Annotated in this window: 19 protein-coding genes; 9 read left to right on the forward strand and 10 right to left on the reverse strand. The window is 65.8% G+C overall.

The features are described from left to right. The first annotated feature begins 169 nt into the window (after positions 1–169). Entirely contained in the window at positions 170–910 is a 741-nt protein-coding gene (locus H8A92_RS16320; RefSeq protein ID WP_229196730.1) for a metallophosphoesterase family protein, read from the forward strand. Positions 911–930: 20 nt separating this feature from the next. Next, complete coding sequence (locus H8A92_RS16325; protein WP_229196780.1) at positions 931–2,370, forward strand: serine/threonine protein kinase; 1,440 nt, start codon at positions 931–933, stop codon at positions 2,368–2,370. A 13-nt stretch (positions 2,371–2,383) separates the two neighbouring features. On the opposite strand, the gene rpe is transcribed toward H8A92_RS16325, so the two are convergent. Then, positions 2,384–3,085, reverse strand: coding sequence for a ribulose-phosphate 3-epimerase (gene rpe, locus H8A92_RS16330; protein ID WP_028339914.1), 702 nt, complete (start codon positions 3,083–3,085; stop codon positions 2,384–2,386). Between the two features lie 251 nt (positions 3,086–3,336). Here rpe and H8A92_RS16335 point away from each other — a divergent pair, with 251 nt between their 5' ends. Further along, positions 3,337–4,170, forward strand: a complete 834-nt coding sequence (locus H8A92_RS16335) for an EF-hand domain-containing protein (RefSeq protein WP_229196731.1) — start codon at positions 3,337–3,339, stop codon at positions 4,168–4,170. A 106-nt stretch (positions 4,171–4,276) separates the two neighbouring features. Here the strand turns inward: H8A92_RS16335 and H8A92_RS16340 are convergent, their stop codons facing one another. From H8A92_RS16340 to H8A92_RS16365, 6 genes are all read right to left on the reverse strand, one after another. Then, entirely contained in the window at positions 4,277–5,272 is a 996-nt protein-coding gene (locus H8A92_RS16340; RefSeq protein WP_229196732.1) for a P1 family peptidase, read from the reverse strand. Between the two features lie 175 nt (positions 5,273–5,447). Further along, positions 5,448–6,566, reverse strand: a complete 1,119-nt coding sequence (locus H8A92_RS16345; protein ID WP_229196733.1) for a branched-chain amino acid ABC transporter substrate-binding protein — start codon at positions 6,564–6,566, stop codon at positions 5,448–5,450. Positions 6,567–6,691: 125 nt separating this feature from the next. Next, positions 6,692–7,441 (reverse strand): ABC transporter ATP-binding protein, encoded by a 750-nt coding sequence (locus H8A92_RS16350; RefSeq protein ID WP_229196734.1) that lies wholly within the window; start codon positions 7,439–7,441, stop codon positions 6,692–6,694. After that, on the reverse strand, positions 7,438–8,271 hold the full coding sequence (locus H8A92_RS16355) for an ABC transporter ATP-binding protein (RefSeq protein ID WP_229196735.1): 834 nt from the start codon (positions 8,269–8,271) through the stop codon (positions 7,438–7,440). The genes H8A92_RS16350 and H8A92_RS16355 overlap by 4 nt, the downstream gene beginning before the upstream one ends. Then, positions 8,268–9,593 (reverse strand): high-affinity branched-chain amino acid ABC transporter permease LivM, encoded by a 1,326-nt coding sequence (gene livM, locus H8A92_RS16360; RefSeq protein ID WP_338026546.1) that lies wholly within the window; start codon positions 9,591–9,593, stop codon positions 8,268–8,270. Before livM ends, H8A92_RS16355 begins: the two co-directional genes overlap by 4 nt. Positions 9,594–9,603: 10 nt before the next feature. Beyond that, a complete protein-coding gene (locus H8A92_RS16365; protein WP_018272404.1) occupies positions 9,604–10,521 on the reverse strand; it encodes an ABC transporter permease subunit in 918 nt (305 codons plus the stop codon). A 302-nt stretch (positions 10,522–10,823) separates the two neighbouring features. On the opposite strand from H8A92_RS16365, the gene H8A92_RS16370 reads away from it, so the two are divergent. Then, positions 10,824–10,970: a hypothetical protein gene (locus tag H8A92_RS16370; RefSeq protein ID WP_165445976.1), complete on the forward strand. Its 147-nt coding sequence runs from the start codon at positions 10,824–10,826 to the stop codon at positions 10,968–10,970. A 264-nt stretch (positions 10,971–11,234) separates the two neighbouring features. Continuing rightward, the gene (locus tag H8A92_RS16375; protein WP_229196736.1) at positions 11,235–11,762 is read left to right on the forward strand and encodes a hypothetical protein; all 528 of its coding nucleotides are present in this window, start codon (positions 11,235–11,237) and stop codon (positions 11,760–11,762) included. On the opposite strand, the gene H8A92_RS16380 is transcribed toward H8A92_RS16375, so the two are convergent. The 3 genes from H8A92_RS16380 to H8A92_RS16390 form a co-directional block, all read right to left on the reverse strand. Continuing rightward, positions 11,742–12,134 (reverse strand): carboxymuconolactone decarboxylase family protein, encoded by a 393-nt coding sequence (locus H8A92_RS16380; protein ID WP_016840410.1) that lies wholly within the window; start codon positions 12,132–12,134, stop codon positions 11,742–11,744. The genes H8A92_RS16375 and H8A92_RS16380 overlap by 21 nt on opposite strands. 114 nt (positions 12,135–12,248) lie before the next feature. Then, positions 12,249–13,031 (reverse strand): 3-oxoadipate enol-lactonase, encoded by a 783-nt coding sequence (pcaD, locus tag H8A92_RS16385; protein ID WP_229196737.1) that lies wholly within the window; start codon positions 13,029–13,031, stop codon positions 12,249–12,251. Between the two features lie 24 nt (positions 13,032–13,055). After that, entirely contained in the window at positions 13,056–14,408 is a 1,353-nt protein-coding gene (locus H8A92_RS16390) for a 3-carboxy-cis,cis-muconate cycloisomerase (protein WP_229196739.1), read from the reverse strand. 211 nt (positions 14,409–14,619) lie between these two features. On the opposite strand from H8A92_RS16390, the gene H8A92_RS16395 reads away from it, so the two are divergent. From H8A92_RS16395 to H8A92_RS16410, 4 genes are all read left to right on the forward strand, one after another. Beyond that, positions 14,620–15,066, forward strand: coding sequence for an SRPBCC family protein (locus H8A92_RS16395; protein ID WP_016840413.1), 447 nt, complete (start codon positions 14,620–14,622; stop codon positions 15,064–15,066). A 167-nt stretch (positions 15,067–15,233) separates the two neighbouring features. After that, positions 15,234–15,719 carry a (2Fe-2S)-binding protein gene (locus H8A92_RS16400; protein ID WP_016840414.1) on the forward strand — a complete coding sequence of 162 codons (486 nt, stop codon included), beginning with the start codon at positions 15,234–15,236 and terminating at the stop codon, positions 15,717–15,719. A gap of 37 nt (positions 15,720–15,756) precedes the next feature. Further along, positions 15,757–16,563 (forward strand): FAD binding domain-containing protein, encoded by an 807-nt coding sequence (locus H8A92_RS16405; protein WP_229196740.1) that lies wholly within the window; start codon positions 15,757–15,759, stop codon positions 16,561–16,563. A 99-nt stretch (positions 16,564–16,662) separates the two neighbouring features. After that, positions 16,663–17,571: an AAA family ATPase gene (locus H8A92_RS16410; RefSeq protein ID WP_229196742.1), complete on the forward strand. Its 909-nt coding sequence runs from the start codon at positions 16,663–16,665 to the stop codon at positions 17,569–17,571. The last annotated feature ends 39 nt before the right edge of the window (positions 17,572–17,610 follow it).

Below are 17,610 nucleotides of genomic sequence, written 5' to 3' on the forward strand. Positions count from 1 at the left end.
CTCCCTCCCCCCTTGCGGGGGAGGGTTGGGGAGAGGGGTGAGCCACGAGTCGCGACGGAGAGATTCCGCGCGCTCGCGCCCAACGGCTTTTGGCGCCCGCCTTTGGCCCGATTGCGGGCCCGGGGCCGCGTGTGCTTGATATCGGGCAGGATCAGTCACGCGGACCACGATGCGGCTTGCACTCTTTGCCGATATTCATGCCAACCGGCAGGCCTTCGCCGCCTGCCTGGATGCCGCGCGGGCGCGCCGGGCCGAGCGGCTGATCTGCCTCGGCGATATCGTCGGCTACGGCGCCGATCCCGAATGGGCCGTCGACACGGTGACGGACATGGTCGCGAAGGGCGCAATTGCAGTACGCGGCAATCATGACAATGCGATCGGCGTTCCCAGCGACAGCATGAATGCCGACGCGCAGGCTGCCATCGACTGGACCCGCAGCCGGCTCAGCGGCGAACAGAAGGCGTTCCTCGCGGGCCTGCCGATCATGCGCGAGGAGGACAATCGCCTCTACGTGCATTCCGAGGCCTCTGATCCCGCGAAGTGGCGCTATGTCCGCGACACGTCAGATGCCGCGCGCAGCCTGATGGCGACCGAATTGCAGATCACGTTCTGCGGCCACATCCATCGTCCCGGTCTCTACTCGATGTCTTCGACCGCGAAGATGACGAGCTTCGTCCCGACCTCGGGCGTCGCCGTGCAATTGCTGACGGGCCGGCGCTGGCTTGCGGTGCTCGGCTCGGTCGGTCAGCCGCGCGACGGCGATCCCGCCGCGTCATTTGCGATGTTCGACACCGCGAGCCGCGAGATCACCTATCACCGCGTGCCCTACGACGTTGCGACCGCGGCGGCGCGGATCAAGGCGGGCGGCCTGCCGGTCTGGCTCGCCGACCGTCTGTCGCTCGGCAGGTGACGCCGGTGGCGGCGCTGACGATGCAGGCCGGCGCCGAGCTCGATGGCTTCACCATCGGCGAGCGGGTGCACCGCGGCGGCATGGCCACGCTGTGGACCGTCACCCATCCCGGCATCAGCGTGCCGCTGCTGATGAAGGTGCCGTTGACCTCGGAGGGCGAGGATCCGGCCGCGATCGTCAGCTTCGAGATGGAGCAGATGATCCTGCCGCGGCTGTCGGGGCCGCACGTGCCGGCCTGTTTCGGCACCGGCGATTTCGAGCGCCAGGCCTACGTGGTGATGGAGCGCGTCCCCGGCCAGACGCTCTACAAGCGGCTCGACGCCCTGCCGTTGCCATATGAGGAGGTAAGGGTGATCGGCGGCAAGGTCGCGACCGCGCTCGCCAGCCTGCACCGGCAGAATGTCATCCATCACGACATCAAGCCGAGCAGCGTCATGTTCCGCGAGCGCGGCGAGGCTGTGCTGATCGACTACGGCCTCTCGCACCACCAGCATCTGCCCGATTTGTTGCAGGAGGAGTTTCGCCTGCCTTACGGCACCGCGCCCTACATGGCGCCGGAGCGCCTGCTCGGCGTGCGCGACGATCCGCGCAGCGATCTGTTTTCGCTCGGCGTGCTGCTGTATTTCTTCACCACCGGCGTCCGCCCGTTCGGCGAGACCGAAACCCTGCGCGGCATGCGCCGTCGGCTGTGGCGCGATCCGTATCCGCCGCGCGAGCTCAGGCCGGACTATCCGCCCTGGCTGCAGGAAATCGTGCTGCGCTGTCTGGAGATCGACCCCGCGGCGCGTTATCCGACGGCGGCGCAGCTTGCCTTCGATCTCGGCCATCCCGAGCAGGTGAAGCTCACCGCGCGGGCGCAGCGGCTCAAACGCGATCCGCTGCTTGCGGTCTGGCGTCGCCGGTTCAATCTCGGCGCGGCGCCGCCGCAGCCGAAGTCCAATGTCGCAGCGCAGCTCGCATCGAGCCCGATCGTTGCCGTCGCGCTCGATCTTGGCGAAGAGGCCGAGGCACTGAACGATACCATCCGCGTCACTGCCGAGCAGGTGTTGTCGACGTCGCCGTCGGCGCGGCTCGCCTGCGTCAATGTGCTGAAGCTCAATCGCCTCGCGATCGATCGCACCCTCGACGAGCAGGGCCAGAACAAGCATGTCGACCGTCTGGTGGCGCTGCAGCACTGGGCTCGGCCATTCAAGCTGGATGAGAACAGGCTGACCGTGCATGTGCTGGAGGCGATCGATCCCGCCTCCGCCATCCTGGAATTCGCTGCCGTCAATCTGGTCGACCACATCGTCATCGGCGCGCGGCAGAACTCGATGCGGCGCGCGCTGCTCGGCAGCGTATCCTCGAAAGTCGCTGCGGAGGCGCCATGCACGGTGACCGTGGTGCGGCCGTCGCGGCTGACGCCGCAAGCAGACGGCGATGAGGCGGCGGACGCGGTCACGCCGCCCGCAGTATTTTAGCTTCGCCGGATAATCAGATCGCTTCGCCGCGCGCCTCGGCCGCCGCATGGCGGATCGCGGCGATGTTGGTCTTGTAGGCCTCGACCGTGCCGCCCTTGAACACGGCAGAGCCCGCGACAAAGGCGTTGGCGCCGGCGGCGGCGAGCTGGCCCGCGACGTCGGGCGCAACGCCGCCATCGACCTCGATGTCGATCGGACGGCCCGCGACCATCGCCCTGACGTCGGAGATCTTGCCGATCGCCGAGCGGATGAAGGCCTGGCCGCCGAAGCCGGGATTGACCGACATGACAAGCACGAGGTCGATCAGGTCGAGCACATATTCGATTGCGCTCGCCGGCGTGGCCGGATTGAGCGAGACGCCGGCTTTCTTGCCCAGCGCGCGGATCGCCTGCAACGAGCGATGCAGATGCGGGCCGGCTTCGGCATGCACCGTGATGTGGTCGCAGCCCGCCTTGGCAAAGGCCTCGAGATAGGGGTCGCAGGGCGAGATCATCAGATGGGCGTCGAAGATCTTCTTGGTGTGCGGCCGCATCGCCTTGATGACGTCGGGGCCGTAGGAAATGTTCGGCACAAAATGTCCGTCCATCACGTCGAGATGGATCCAGTCGGCGCCGGCCTGGTCGACGGCGCGGACCTCCTCGCCGAGCTTTGAGAAATCCGACGCCAGGATCGACGGAGCGATAACGAGGGGACGCGGGGTGAATGACTGAGTCATAGCGCAGTTCCGAAAGACTTCAGGGGGCGACGGGTGATCCCGCCTAACATGCACAGGCGCGGCGGGCAATGCGAGCCGACGGCGTCTCCGAGCGGGAAAATTCTGCCGTCGGCGGCAGCTCTTGCCGGGTGTGCAGAGCCCGTATCGATACGCCAAGGCCTGGTTTTATTGGGTTTTTGCCATGGCACACCCTTTGCTCAGCCACTGATCAGCGTCTGAGCCGCCAGGCGCGGCCTTGTTGGAGTATTGCCATGTTATTTGCCATTGGCGCTGCGTCATCCGCCATCGATCTTTTGAGCTCGCTGATGTCGTCGAAGTCGACGACCCAGACCGGCAGTTCCAGTCAGGGCAGCCAGTCGACCGGGCTGTTCGCCCCCTCGGCCACGACGTCGACCAGCAGCAGCACCAGCGCCGGATCGGGCTCTACCACCCAGCAGATTTCGCCGCAGACCATGAGTGCGCTGCTCGACGCGCAAAGCCAGACGCAGGCCACGGCGTCGACCAGCACGGCTTCGACCGGCGCGACGTCGACCAGCCGGTCGGCTGCGCTGAAGGACCTGTTCTCGCTGATCGACGCCGACGGCAACGGCCAGATCACCAAGACGGAATTCGAGAAGGCGCTCGGCGCCGGCGGCACCAACGTCGCGCAGGCCGACGACGTGTTCTCCAAGCTCGATAAGAACGGCGACGGCAGCGTCAGCCTCGACGAGATGTCGCAGGCGTTGCAGGGCCACAAGGGCGGCGGCCATCACCGCCACCACATGGAAACCGGCTCGAGCGATGGATCCGGCTCCAGCAGCGGCTCGGGCGGATCGAGCTCCGATCCCTTGATGCAGGCGCTGAACGGCGCCACCTCGACGTCGGTGACCAACAGCGACGGCTCGACCACGACGACGACGACCTATGCCGACGGCTCCAAGGTGTCGATGACGACGCCGGCCACGGCGTCCACCACCAGCAGCACGAATTCGTCCTCCGCCGGCAACAAGGCGACCTCGTCGTACAACTTCATCGAGCAGCTGATCCAGCGCCAGTCGCAGGCGATCTCGGCGCAGGCTTCGTCGTCGCTGTCAGTCAGCGCCTGAGGCGAGACTGGCAATTTCCGTCATTGCGAGGAGCGGAGCGACGAAGCAATCCATCTGTCCACGATGGATTGCTTCGCTTCGCTCGCAATGACGTCAGCGCGATGATCTAACCGAATCGATCCTGCCAGCTCGGCAGTGCGCCGGGGAAGGGCAGCGCGGTCGCTGAATGGACGCCGCGTGCGATCGCGCGCGCCACCGTATTGGCCGCGATCGCTCCGAGCTTGGTCAGGCCGAACAGCGGATCGACCGGCTTGGCGCCGGTCGCCGCGGCAAACACCACATCGCCATCGAGCGGGGCGTGCACCGGATAGATCGCGCGCGCCATGCCGGTCTGCGCGATCATCGCAAGCCGCCGCGCCTGCGGTTTTGTCAATTGCGCGTCGGTCACGACCACGACCAGCGTCGTGTTCTCGGCCGCCGTTGCGTCAGCGCCGCCCTTCAGTCGCGGCTTCAGCATGTCCGGCGTGAACGCCGGCGGCAGGCCACGTCCGCCGAACTCGCCGCCGATCTCGAACGGCGCCGCCCAGAACCACGGACCGTTGCCGACCGTGACGGTGCCGACCGCGTTGACCACCGCAAGCGCTGCGACCTTGACGCCGTCGTCGGTCGTGGCCGACGCCGACCCGAGCCCGCCCTTCAGATTGACAGTGGTCGCGCCCATGCCGGCGCCGACGCTGCCGAGCGCGAAGTCATCGGCGGCCGCGTTCGCCGCGGCATAGCCGAGATCGCGATAGGGCGGGAAGCGCCCCCATGCCTTGCTGCCGCCGTTGAGCAGATCGAAGCAGATCGCGCCCGGCACGATCGGGATCACCGCGTCGCGGATGCGGAAGCCGCGGCCGCGCTCGGCAAGCCAGGCCTGCACGCCGCCGGCCGCATCGAGCCCGAGCGCGGAGCCGCCGGACAGCGTAATGGCGTCGACCGCCTCGACGACATTATGCGGGGCAAGCAGTGCGTCCTCGCGGGTGCCGGGACCGCCGCCGCGGACATCGATCGAGGCGACCGCCGGCCGCTCGAACAGGATGGCGGTGACCCCGGAGGCGATCACGGTGTCGTCGGCGTGGCCGACGCTGACGCCGGCAATATCGGTGAGAAGGTTTTTCACGATGCGTCCATCCGCCTGCCGTCCGATCGATCCGGTATAGCAGCCGCGGCGGATGCATCAACCGTCGCTCGCGCGTGAGCCGCGACTTGCGGTATGACTTGCAGGCATCAGCTCAAAAAAACGCCCCGGCGAACCGGGGCGTTTCGTTTCTCTGATCGCATCAGGCGCGAGAGGCTCAGGAGCCCTTCGGATTGATCTCGGTGTAGTTGCCCTTGGCGTCCCACTTGTAGACGACATAGTCGATCGCCTTGATGTCGCCCTTGGCATCGAAGGCCATCTTGCCGAGCACGGTGTCCCACTCGCCGGCCTTGATGGTGTCCATCACCTTCTTGGCGTCGGTGGTGCCGGCCTTGGCGACGGCCTGCGTCCACACCTGCATCGCAGCGTAGGTGTAGAGCGTGTAGCCCTCGGGATCGATGTTCTTGCTCTTGAACTTCTCGACGATCGCCTTCGCGGTCGGCTTGTTGCGCGGATCGGGACCGAAGGTGAACAGGGTGCCTTCGGCGGCCGGGCCGGTGATCGAGGCGAACTCCTTGTCGTTCATGGCGTCGCCCGCCATCAGCACGGTCTGCAGGCCCTGGTCGCGCATCTGGCGCAGGATCAGGCCGGCTTCCTGATGGTAGCCGCCGACATAGACCAGATCGATGTTGTCGCGCTTCAGGCGCGAGACGATCGAGTTGAAGTCCTTGTCGCCCTTGTTGTAGGACTCGAACATCTTCTCCTGGAAGCCGGCCTTGTTCAGCGCCTTCTTGGTCTCGTCGGCGAGGCCTTTGCCGTAGGTGGTCTTGTCGTTCAGGATCGCGACGTTCTTGCCCTTGTAGTTCTTCATGATGTAGTCGGCGGCGACCAGACCCTGCTGGTCGTCACGGCCGCAGACACGCGCCACGTTCCAGAGCTTGCGTTCGGTGAACAGCGGGTTTGTCGAGGCCGGGGTGATCTGCAGCACGTTGGCATCGGCATAGGCCTCGGAGGCCGGGATCGACGACGACGAGCAGAAATGGCCGGCCACGAACGGGATCTTCGACGAGCCGATCTTTTCCGCGATCGAGCGCGCCTGCTTCGGGTCGCAGGCGTCGTCGTCGGCTTCCAGCGCGAGCTTCTTGCCGAGCACGCCGCCGGCGGCGTTGATGTCGGCGACCGCCTGTTCGGCGCCGTTCTTCATCTGCCGGCCGAAAGCGGATTCGGAGCCCGTCATCGGGCCCGCGACTGCGACGGTGATGTCTTGCGCGAATGCGCTCGCCGATAATGCGAACGAAGCGCCCAATGCCAGGCCGATCAGCTTCAGTGATTTCATGAGACGTCCCTCGTGGTCGTTGCCTCTTGCGGAAGGGCCCGGCACGCCGGGCCCCAAAACCGCCGGCATTCTCGGCTGATTTTGCAGCGAAGTCACCGGCAATTTTCAGGCAAATCGACGCTGCATTAGCCGCGGCGGCCGCCTTCCAGATAGGCGGCGCGGATTTCCGGGCGCTGCAGCAATTCGGCGCCGGTTCCTGCCAGCGTGATCAGGCCGTTGACCATGACATAGCCGCGATGGGCGAGCTTCAGCGCGTGGTTGGCGTTCTGCTCGACGATCAGCACGGTGAGGCCGTCCTGCCGGTTCAGTGTGCGGATGGCATCGAAGATCTGCCGCGCGATCAGCGGCGCGAGGCCGAGCGACGGCTCGTCCAGCATCAAGAGCCGCGGCCGGCTCATCAGGGCGCGGCCGATCGCCAGCATCTGCTGCTCGCCGCCCGACAGCGTGCCGCCGCGTTGTGCGACGCGCTCCTTCAGGCGCGGAAACAACGCAAACACGCGGTCCAGCCCAGCTTCGCGCTCGGCTTCCGTGCATTCGGTGGCGTCGGCGCCCATCTGCAGGTTTTCCGCGACGCTCATGCGCGGAAAGATCCGGCGGCCCTCGGGCGATTGCGCGATGCGCAGCCGCGCGATCTCGTGGGTCGGCACGCCGGTGATGTCGTGGCCATCATATTCGATGGTGCCGGCGCGGGCGCGCGGCCGGCCGAAGATCGTCATCATCAGCGTCGACTTGCCGGCGCCGTTGGCGCCGATCAGCGCGACGATCTCGCCGGCATTGATCTCGACGTCGACGCCCTTCAGCGCCTCGATCTTGCCATACGCCGCGCGCACGCCGCGCACCGCGAGCAGGGGTGTGGTTGCCTGCGCCGCGCTCACGTGCCGCTCTCCATCACGGCGATCGCCTCTTCCTCGTCGGCGCCGAGATAGGCGGCGATCACCTTGGGATCGTCGCGCACGGCCTGGGGTGTGCCCTCGGCGATCTTGACGCCGTAGTCCATGACCACGACGTGATCGGAGATCTCCATTACGACGGACATGTCATGCTCGATCAGCAGGATCGAGGTGCCCTGTTCGTTGCGGATCGACAGCAGCAGCTCGTTGAGCCCGCCGCTCTCGCGCGCGTTCAGTCCGGCTGCCGGCTCGTCGAGGCAGAGCAGGGCGGGCTCGGTGCACATCGCACGCGCGATCTCGAGCCTGCGCTGGTCGCCGTAGGGCAGATTGCCCGCGGCATCGTCGGCGCGGTCGAGCAGCCCGACGCGGTCGAGCCAGGCCCGCGCCAGATCGATCGCGCGGCGTTCCGCCTCGCGCCATGACGGCAGGCCGAGCAGGCCTAGCACGGTCAGGCCCGAGGCGCGCATCAGCGCGTTGTGCTGGGCCACCATCAGATTCTCCAGCGCGGTCATGCCGGGAAACAGCCGGATGTTCTGGAAGGTGCGCGCCACCTTGGCCTGCTTGGCGATGCGGAAATCGTTCAGCCGCTCGAGCTGGATGGTGCGGCCGTCGTCATGGGCGAGACGGATCGCGCCGCCGCTCGGCCGGTAGAAGCCGGTGATGCAGTTGAAGACCGTGGTCTTGCCGGCGCCATTCGGCCCGATCAGCGCGGTGATCTTGCGCCGCTCGGCGGTGAAGGAGAGCTCGTTGACCGCGATGATCCCGCCGAAGCGCATCATCAGGCGGTCGACGGTGAGAATGGGATCGCCGCTCATCCGTGGCCCTCCTTGACGAGGTCGGACGAGATCGCCTGGTTGCGCTCCAGGAACACGGTCGGCGCGCGATGGCCGATCAGCCCGCGCGGCCGCCAGATCATCAGCAGCACCATCGCGATGCCGAACACCAGCATGCGGTATTGATCGAGGCCGCGGAATAGCTCGAATCCGCCGATCATGGTCAGCGCTGCCAGCGCGACGCCAAGCTGCGAGCCCATGCCGCCGAGCACGACGATCGCCAGCACCAGCGCCGATTCCTGGAAGGTGAAGGATTCCGGGCTGATGAAGCCCTGCCGTGTGGCGAAGAACGCGCCGGCGAAGCCGCCGAACATCGCACCGGTCGCGAACGCCGTCAGCTTGGTGGTCGTGGTGTTGATGCCGAGCGCGCGGCAGGCGACCTCGTCCTCGCGCAGCGCCTCCCAGGCGCGGCCGATCGGCAGCCGCCGCAGCCGGATCGTCACCCAGTTGGTGAGCAGCGCCATCGCCAGGATCAGGTAGAACAGGAACACGAGGCGATGGGTCGGCGAGAACTCGATGCCGAGCCTGGCGGCGAGTCCGCTGTCGCTGTTGTCGAGCGGAATGCCGAACATGGTCGGGCGGGGAATTCCCGAGACCCCATTGGGACCGCCGGTCAGGCTCTGCCAGTTGATGATGACGAGGCGGATGATCTCGCCGAAGGCGAGCGTCACGATCGCGAGATAATCCCCGCGCAGCCGCAGCACCGGAAAGCCGAGCAGCACGCCCCAGAACGCCGCCAGGATGCCGGCGAGCGGCAGGCAGACCCAGAACGACAATCCGAAATTGGTCGCAAGCAGCGCGTAGGAATAGGCGCCGACCGCATAGAAGGCGACATAGCCGAGATCGAGCAGGCCGGCGAGGCCGACCACGACGTTCAATCCCCATCCCAGCATCACATAGGTCAGGACCAGGATCGAGAGGTCGAGAATGTAGCGCTGGTCATAGAAGATCACCGGCACCAGGAAAGCGAACACCAGCAGCGCCGGCGCCAGCCAGCGGCCGGCGAACGACATCGCTGACTGCACCGGCTTCGGAACGAGGCTGTCCTTGTCGATCGGCCCCCACCATTGCCGCAGCAGCTCGACGATGATGCTGCCGCCGAACACCGTGGCGACGAGGGCTGCGAGGTCGCCGAACCGCGTCCAGTAGATCAGGCCGCCTTGCGGTCCGGCCTCGGTGCGCACGCCGATCATCAGCGAGAACAGCACCAGCGCGACGAGCGCGCTGATCAGGGCTTTCTTGAGAATGAAGGCGCCGCCCGAGGGCTGCGCGGCATGCGAGGGGCGGGCTGAGGTCGCGCTCACGAAGTGCCTGTCAGACTTTTTCGACTTCGGGACGGCCAAGCAGGCCGGTCGGCATGAAGATCAGCACCACGATCAGGATCGAGAACGCGGCGACGTCCTTGTACTCCACCGAGAAATAGGCCGACCAGAATGTCTCGATCAGGCCGATCGCAAGCCCGCCGAGCATGGCGCCCGGCAGCGAGCCGATGCCGCCGAGCACGGCGGCGGTGAACGCCTTGATGCCGGCGACGAAGCCCATGAAGAAATCGACCAGGCCGTAATACAGCAGGTACATCATGCCGGCGACGGCGGCGAGCGCGGCGCCGATCACGAAGGTCATCGAGATAGTGCGGTCGACGTCGACGCCGAGCAGCGCGGCCATGGTCTGGTCCTGCTCGCAGGCGCGCATGTCGCGTCCGAGCCGCGTGCGCGAGACCAGCCAGGTGAACAACGCAAGCACCACGATGGTGGCGAGCACGACCATGATCTGGATGTTGGAGAGCTGAACGGCGAAGCCCTGCGAGCCCTCATGCAGCGTGTAGCCGCCGGTGATGATCGGCGGCACCGGTTTGACGCGCGCGCCCTGCGACACCTGCGAGAAGTTGGTCAGCACGAACGACATGCCGATCGCCGACAGCATCGGCGCCAGCCGGAACGAATGCCTCAGGGGTCGGTAGGCGATGCGCTCGATGGTCCAGCCATAGAGCGCTGTGATCGCCATCGAGACCAGCAGCACGATCAAGAGGATCAGGGGGATCGCGGTGAGGCCCAGCGACACCAGCACCAGGAACGAGATCAGCGCGATGAAGCCGCCGATCATGAAGATGTCGCCATGGGCGAAGTTGATCATGCCGACGATGCCGTAGACCATCGTGTAGCCGATGGCGATCAAGCCGTAGATCGAACCGAGCACGAGGCCGTTGATCAATTGCTGGGCGAAATAATCCATGCGCTGCCGTTAGTCCCCACTTCGCTCGAAAACGCTACGTCGCGAGTGACGCGGCGAGGGCCCCCGGCAGCCTGATCCGTCGCGTCGTGTCATTTTCTAACAGCGGAACCCCGGCGGCGGCAACAGCGTGGCAGCAGCAGAAAGGGCTTGTACATAACTACTTTGGCGGGTGCGGTTCCGATGTCACAGAGGCGACACGTGGCTGCCTTGCAATGATCACGCCGGAACCCATGTTCCCCAAGCAACTGCGCTCCTGGCGCGCGCGTTGTCCCCAGCTTCATGAAAGCAAAGGGAGTACCCGCATGAGCAATCAGAACCAGAAGCCGGGCCAGCAAGGCCAGAAGCCTGGTCAGAAGCCGGGCCAGCAACAGCAGGGTGGCGGGCAGAAGCCCGGCCAGCAGCAGCAGGATCCGGGCCGGCAGGGCCAGACCCCTGATCCGGAGCGCTAGTCCCGAGACGTAGAGCAAGCAACGTCAGCAAGCGACGTCAGCAGGAGCAGTTCCAGAAGGGTCTCGCCGCAAGGCGGGACCCTTCTTTCTTGCGCCGTTTTGGCACGGCGCCGACCGTTCCCCCGACCATCCCCAAGCCGGCTAATCCCCAGCTCGATTAAGGTAAACAAAGGGTTTAAATTGCTGCCGGCAATCGATCGGCGTTACCTCGCAGGCTGAACCGTCGCCGACCTGAATGGCGCCGGAGAGAGACGGGAAGCGGCAATGTCGAACAACTGGCGGATCAGCTCCTTCAACGGCGCGCTGCTTGCGGCCTATTTCATTCCGGTCTGGACCATCATCGCCTTCAGCATCATGGTATCGCCGATCCACGGCCTCTATGAGCGGCCGAGCGTGTCGATCGCGCTGTATGCGAGCGACTATCTGCACCTCTCGAAGATTGCGACGGTACGGCTCGCATGGCTCCTGGCGCTGGCGCGGATCACCGTGGTTGCGTTCTTCGCGGTCTTCCTCGCGATGACGGCCTTTTCGCCGCTGCGCAAGAACAGCGACGGCAGCGACGAGGCGCTTGCGGTCGCGCTCTGCCTCGGCAGCGTGCTGAGCTTCGCCAGCATGATGATGGCCTCCAGGGTCGGCGAGATCGAAGCGCTGCGCATGCATGCAGCCGAGCTTCTGATGCTGCTCGGCACCGCGATCGTGATGCTGTTCGAGACGTCGCCGAAGCGGGCCCCCGAGGCACCCGTTGCCGAGGCGGGCGCGCCGACCGGCGAGCTATCCCTTCAGCAGCCCTAGTTCGGCAATGATCGCGCCGGCTTCCTTGACGGCGTGATTGGCGGCGGGCACGCCGCAATAGATCGCCTGCTGCAGCAGGATCTCCTTGATGTCGTCGGGCGTGAATCCGCCTTCGGCGAGCGCCGCGCGCACATGCAGGCGGAATTCGTCCCACTGGCCGAGCGCGACCATGGTGCCGATCACAAGCACGCGGCGGGTGCGATGATCGAAATGCGGCCGGGTCCAGATGTCGCCCCACGCATAGCGCGTGATCAGGTCCTGGAAGTCGGTGTTGAACGCGTTGCGGTTCTTGATCGATTTGTCGACCCATTCATTGCCGAGCACCTTCCGGCGCTGGGTCATGCCGTCGTCGCGGCGCTGATTGTCGTCCATGGATGTCTCCTCTCGTCATTGCGAGGAGCGAAGCGACGAAGCAATCCATGTCTCGGCAGGCGGTGACATGGATTGCTTCGCTCCGCTCGCAATGACGTCCATTGCTGCTTGCGTTTAACGTTGCGTCAGGAAACCGACCACGGCCTCGGTGAAGGCGTGCGACTGCTCGACATTGGAAATATGTGCGGCATCGAGCAGCGTCATGCTCGCGCCGGGAATGCCGCTGCGGATCATCTCGCCCGCCGACACCGGCGTCGCCATGTCCTGCTTTCCAGCGATCACCAGGGTCGGGCTCTTGATTTTGGGCAGCAGCGCGCGCTGGTCGAGCGTCGACAGCGCCTCGCAGCAGGCGAGATAGCCCTCGACAGGAGAGGCGATCAGCATCGCCTTCATGCGCGCCGTGATCTGCGGCTCGCGCTCGCGGAAGTCGGCGGTCAGCCAGCCCGCGATCACGGTGTCGGCGACGGCGGCGATGCCACCTTCCTTCACCGCCTTGATCCGATTCAGCCAGTTGGTCGGATCGGGATAGTAGCAGGCGGTGTTGGCGAGGATCAGCTTGCCGAACCGCTCAGGCGCATTGGCGCCGAGCCATTGCCCGACCATGCCGCCCATCGACAGGCCGCACCAATGCACCTTCTCGATGTTGAGGTCGTCGAGGATCGCGAGCACGTCGCGGCCGAAGCGCTCCATCGAGTAGGGGCCCGCCGGCACGCCAGACTTGCCGTGACCGCGGCGGTCGTAACGGATGACGCGGAACATCTGCGTCAGCGCCGGCATCTGCGGCTCCCACATCTGCAAGGTGCAGCCGAGCGAGTTCGACAGCATCAGGGTCGGTCCGCCGTCGCGGCCGTCCACCTGGACGTTGAGCAGGCACCCGTCGGCGTTGATCATCGGCATCGTCTTGTCCCTCTCGTCATCCCGCTATTTGTCCAGTGAAGCCAGCAGGCGGTCGATCAGGGCCTGCGAGGCGCCCTGATAGGCCATCGGCTCGAACAGTTCCGCGATTCGCTTGGCGTCAAGATGCGCGGTGACCTTCGCATCCGCCGACAGCACGTCGCGCAAGTGCTTCTTGTCCGCGATCGCCTGCTTGCTCGCGGCTTCGATCAGATGATGGGCGTCGCTCTTGCCGATCTTGTCGGCGAGCGCAAAGGTGACGGCTTCTGCCATGATCAACCCATGGGTCGCATCGAGATTGGCGCGCATCCGCGCCTTATCGACCTCGAGCCCTTCGGCGAGATCGACTGTCACGGCGAGCGCGCCAGAGGTCACCAGCATCAGGCTCGGCAAGGTCGGCCATTCCGCATGCCACGGGCCGGCGCTGCGCTCATGGTCCTGGACCTGTGCGGCAAGGATCGTTGCGGCGAGGTTCGGCGCCATGGTCGCAACTCCCAGCGCGCTCGCGGCGGCGACCGGATTGCGCTTGTGCGGCATGGTGGACGAGCCGCCGCGGCCGGCGCCTGCGGGCTCGAAGGCCTCGCCGACATCGGTCTGCATCATCAGCGAAACGTCCCGCGCTATCTTGCCGCAGCTGCCGGCGAGAATCGCGAACACCGACGCCGCTTCCGCGATGCGGTCGCGGTGGGTGTGCCAGGGCGCATCGGGCAAGGGCAGGTCGAGCTCTTTCGCCAGCGCTGCGGCGACCGGAAGTCCCTTGTCGCCGAGTGCGGCGAGCGTGCCGGCGGCACCGCCGAATTGCAGCGCCAGCGTTGCGCGACGCAACCGTTGCAGTCGCTTGCGCGAGCGATGCAGGGCTGCGGCATATTCGGCGAGCTTCAGTCCGAACGGCATCGGCAGCGCATGCTGCAACCAGGTCCGCGCCACCATTGCGGTGTTGCGATGGGCGCGGGCGAGGCCGGCAAAACCCGCAACGGCACGGTCGAGGTCGGCGAGTAGTGCATCGATGCCGGCGCGCAGCGACAGCATGGTCGCGGTGTCGATGACGTCCTGGCTGGTTGCGCCCCAGTGCACGTAGCGCGCGGCCTCGACATCCGCCTTGGCGACATCAGCGGTCAGGGCCTTCACCAGCGGGATCGCCAGATTGCCGGATCGCGTCGCGGCATCGGCCAGCGCGGCGAGGTCGAATGATTCGGCTTTGCAGGCCGCGGCAATCGGTCCTGCGCTCGCCGCGGGAATCACGCCGCAGGCCACCTCGGCGCGGGCCAGCGCGGCCTCGAAATCCAGCATGTTCTGCAGCGTGGCGCTATCGTCGCACACCGCGCGCATCGCGGCGCTCGACAGCATCGGCGCAAGCAGGGGAGAAATGGCTGTGCTCATGGCGCGCGACCTAACCACTCCCGGGCGTCGCTGCCAATGCCCCGGCGCTGCCGTCATTTTCGGCAGTGTGGATCGCGCGATTTCGTGAACTGCGAGCTAGGCTTGCTGCGGTTGCGAATATGCATCGCTCATCCTCCGAAGGTGCCCTTTCCTTTGCGCCTCGGCTGCTTTACTTGGGGGAAAAGGTTCTTAGCGATCGAGGAGGTCCCCCATGGCCATGACAATGACCGGCGAAGTCCAGCTTGCAGCGCCGCGCCAGGCTGTCTGGGACAAGCTCAACGATCCGGAAGTGCTGAAGGCCTGCATTCCCGGCTGCGAAGAGCTGGAGAAGACCGATGAAGGCGGCTTCCGCGCCACTGCCAAGATGAAGGTCGGCCCGGTCTCGGCCCGCTTCAAGGGCAAGGTTACCTTGAGCGATCTCGATCCGCCGAACGGCTACAAGATTTCGGGTGAAGGCGAGGGCGGGGTCGCCGGCTTCGCCAAGGGCGGCGCCACCGTGGGCCTGGCCGACAAGGATGGCGGTACGCTTCTGAGCTACAACGTGGAAGCGCAGATCGGCGGCAAGCTCGCCCAACTCGGCCAGCGCCTGATCAACGGCGCCGCCAAGAAGCTGGCCGATGAATTCTTTGCAAATTTTGCAAAGGCGGTGCAGGGTTAGCCTGCTTTCCGGCTGGACTACCTGAGTCCGGCCAAGTCTTCCCGCTATGTCCTGGATGGGTGGCTCGAAAGGTTGCCCATCGCGGGGCGCGCCCATATTATGCCGTCTGGAATGATTTTAAACCGCCTGCTTCGCCGATATGCGGCGAGGCAGATAAGAGAGTGCTGATGGCCAAGATTTCAATGATCGTGAACGGCAACCCCGTTAACGCCAACGTCGACCCCCGTACCCTTCTGGTCCAGTTTCTGCGCGAAAATCTGCGGCTGACCGGTACGCATGTCGGCTGCGACACCTCGCAGTGCGGCGCCTGCGTCGTGCACCTGGACGGCAAGGCGGTGAAGTCCTGCACGACGCTTGCGGTGATGGCCGACGGTCATGAGGTCAAGACCATCGAGGGGCTGGCTGCCGACGGTGCGCCGCTGCACCCGATGCAGGAGGCCTTCCGCGAGCATCACGGCCTGCAATGCGGCTTCTGCACGCCGGGCATGATCATGACCGCGGTCGACCTGGTCCATCGCAAGGGCCACGAGCTCTCCGACGAGGTGATCCGCGAGGAGCTGGAAGGCAATCTCTGCCGCTGCACCGGCTACCAGAACATCGTGGCTTCGATCGCCGCCGGCGCCAAGGCGATGGCGAAGTCGGATCTAGCTTAATCAGCCATTCGTCGCGATTTGCGATCAGGACATTCCAATGTACGAATTCAAATATCATCGTCCCGGCACCGTGCGGCAGGCCGCCAATCTGCTGGTGAAGAACGAGGACGCCAAGCTGATTGCCGGCGGTCACACGCTGGTGCCGGTCATGAAGCAGCGGCTGGCAAGCCCGCCGCATCTGGTCGACCTCTCCCACATCGAAGGTCTCGACACGATCGAGATGAAGGGCCGCTCGCTGGTGATCGGCGCCACCGCCAAGCACGCCGAGGTCGCGAACTCTGCGATCGTGGGCGAGGCGATCCCGGCGCTGGCCGAACTTGCCGGCCTGATCGGCGATCCCGCCGTGCGTCACCGCGGCACCATCGGCGGCTCGCTCGCCAACAACGACCCGACCGCCGACTATCCGGCCGCGGTGCTGGCGCTGGGCGCCACCATCGTCACCAACAAGCGCCGCCTCAAGGCCGAGGAGTATTTCCAGGGCCTGTTCTCGACTGCGCTCGAGGCCGACGAGATCATCACCAAGGTGATGTTCCCGCTGCCGAAGAAGGCGGCCTACGTCAAGTTCCGCAACCAGGCCTCGCGCTATGCGTTGGTTGGTGTGTTCGTGGCCAAGCGTCCGTCCGACGTGCGCGTCGCGGTCACCGGTGCGGGCTCCGACGGCGTGTTCCGCGTCTCCGCGTTCGAGGAGGCCCTGAAGAAGCGCTTCTCGCACAAGGTGCTCGACGGCATCGCGGTTCCCCCCGAAGGGCTGAACAGCGACCTGCACGGCAGTGCCGAATACCGCGCGCATCTGATCGGCGTTCTGACGCGCCGGGCGGTGGAAGCCGCCAACGCCAAGGACTAGATCCAGGGACTAGATCCAAGGGACTAGATACGACCTAGGGCCCAAGGATTAGATCCAAGGCGTGATGTTGCTAACCCCTGTTCGAAGACTGGCTGTTCCATGAGTGCATCGGCGTTACCTACCTCCGTCGATGCGCTCGAGGAGCTATTGACGTCGCGCGGCTATCTCGCCGAACGGTCGCTCGCGACCGTGACCTATCTGGCGCTGCGCATGGGCCGGCCGCTGTTCCTCGAAGGCGAGGCCGGCGTCGGCAAGACCGAGATCGCCAAGGTGCTGTCGGCGGCACTGGGTCGCAAGCTGATCCGCCTGCAATGCTATGAGGGCCTCGACGTCGCCTCCGCCGTCTATGAGTGGAGCAGCGCGGCGCAGATGATCGCGATCCGCCTTGCGGAAGCCTCCGGCGATACCGATCGCGACCAGCTCGCGAGCGACATCTTCGCCGAGCGCTTCCTGATCAAGCGGCCGCTGCTGCAGGCGCTCGAGCCCGACGTCGCGGGGCCCCCGGTGCTGCTGATCGACGAACTCGACCGCGCCGACGAGGCATTCGAGGCGTATCTTTTGGAAATCCTCAGCGACTTCCAGGTCACCATCCCCGAGCTCGGCACCGTGAAGGCGCCGGCGCCGCCGATCGTGATCATCACCTCGAACCGCACCCGCGAGATCCACGACGCGTTGAAGCGGCGCTGCCTCTATCACTGGGTGGACTATCCCACGGCCGACCGCGAGCTTGCGATCGTCAAGTCGCGGGTGCCGAACATCTCCGCAAAGCTGTCGCAGCAGGTCGTCCGCTTCGTGCAGGCGCTGCGCAACCAGGATTTCTACAAGTCGCCGGGAGTCGCCGAGACCATCGACTGGGCCACCGCGCTGTCCGAGCTCGATGCCCGCTCGCTGACGCCGCAGGTTGTCGGCGACACGCTGGGCGCACTGCTCAAGTATCAGGACGACATCGCGCGCATGCAGGGCGATGCGTTGCAGAAGACATTGAAGGAAGCGACGAGCGAGACGTAAGTCGCGCCCGTCGTAACAGCATTCGTCATTCCGGGGCGA

Source organism: Bradyrhizobium acaciae (genome assembly GCF_020889785.1).
GTDB classification, from domain to species: Bacteria; Pseudomonadota; Alphaproteobacteria; order Rhizobiales; family Xanthobacteraceae; genus Bradyrhizobium; species Bradyrhizobium acaciae.

Bases quoted from the DNA above. Each gene is read 5' to 3' on its own strand.
- H8A92_RS16325 (WP_229196780.1), top strand. From the start codon at position 931: ATGCAGGCCGGCGCCGAGCTCGATGGCTTCACCATCGGCGAGCGGGTG.
- H8A92_RS16355 (WP_229196735.1), bottom strand. From the start codon at position 8,271: ATGAGCGGCGATCCCATTCTCACCGTCGACCGCCTGATGATGCGCTTC.
- H8A92_RS16375 (WP_229196736.1), top strand. From the start codon at position 11,235: ATGTCGAACAACTGGCGGATCAGCTCCTTCAACGGCGCGCTGCTTGCG.
- H8A92_RS16390 (WP_229196739.1), bottom strand. From the start codon at position 14,408: ATGAGCACAGCCATTTCTCCCCTGCTTGCGCCGATGCTGTCGAGCGCC.
- H8A92_RS16335 (WP_229196731.1), top strand. From the start codon at position 3,337: ATGTTATTTGCCATTGGCGCTGCGTCATCCGCCATCGATCTTTTGAGC.
- H8A92_RS16320 (WP_229196730.1), top strand. From the start codon at position 170: ATGCGGCTTGCACTCTTTGCCGATATTCATGCCAACCGGCAGGCCTTC.
- H8A92_RS16410 (WP_229196742.1), top strand. From the start codon at position 16,663: ATGAGTGCATCGGCGTTACCTACCTCCGTCGATGCGCTCGAGGAGCTA.
- H8A92_RS16395 (WP_016840413.1), top strand. From the start codon at position 14,620: ATGGCCATGACAATGACCGGCGAAGTCCAGCTTGCAGCGCCGCGCCAG.
- H8A92_RS16345 (WP_229196733.1), bottom strand. From the start codon at position 6,566: ATGAAATCACTGAAGCTGATCGGCCTGGCATTGGGCGCTTCGTTCGCA.
- pcaD (WP_229196737.1), bottom strand. From the start codon at position 13,031: ATGCCGATGATCAACGCCGACGGGTGCCTGCTCAACGTCCAGGTGGAC.
- H8A92_RS16405 (WP_229196740.1), top strand. From the start codon at position 15,757: ATGTACGAATTCAAATATCATCGTCCCGGCACCGTGCGGCAGGCCGCC.
- H8A92_RS16365 (WP_018272404.1), bottom strand. From the start codon at position 10,521: ATGGATTATTTCGCCCAGCAATTGATCAACGGCCTCGTGCTCGGTTCG.
- rpe (WP_028339914.1), bottom strand. From the start codon at position 3,085: ATGACTCAGTCATTCACCCCGCGTCCCCTCGTTATCGCTCCGTCGATC.
- H8A92_RS16400 (WP_016840414.1), top strand. From the start codon at position 15,234: ATGGCCAAGATTTCAATGATCGTGAACGGCAACCCCGTTAACGCCAAC.
- H8A92_RS16370 (WP_165445976.1), top strand. From the start codon at position 10,824: ATGAGCAATCAGAACCAGAAGCCGGGCCAGCAAGGCCAGAAGCCTGGT.
- H8A92_RS16380 (WP_016840410.1), bottom strand. From the start codon at position 12,134: ATGGACGACAATCAGCGCCGCGACGACGGCATGACCCAGCGCCGGAAG.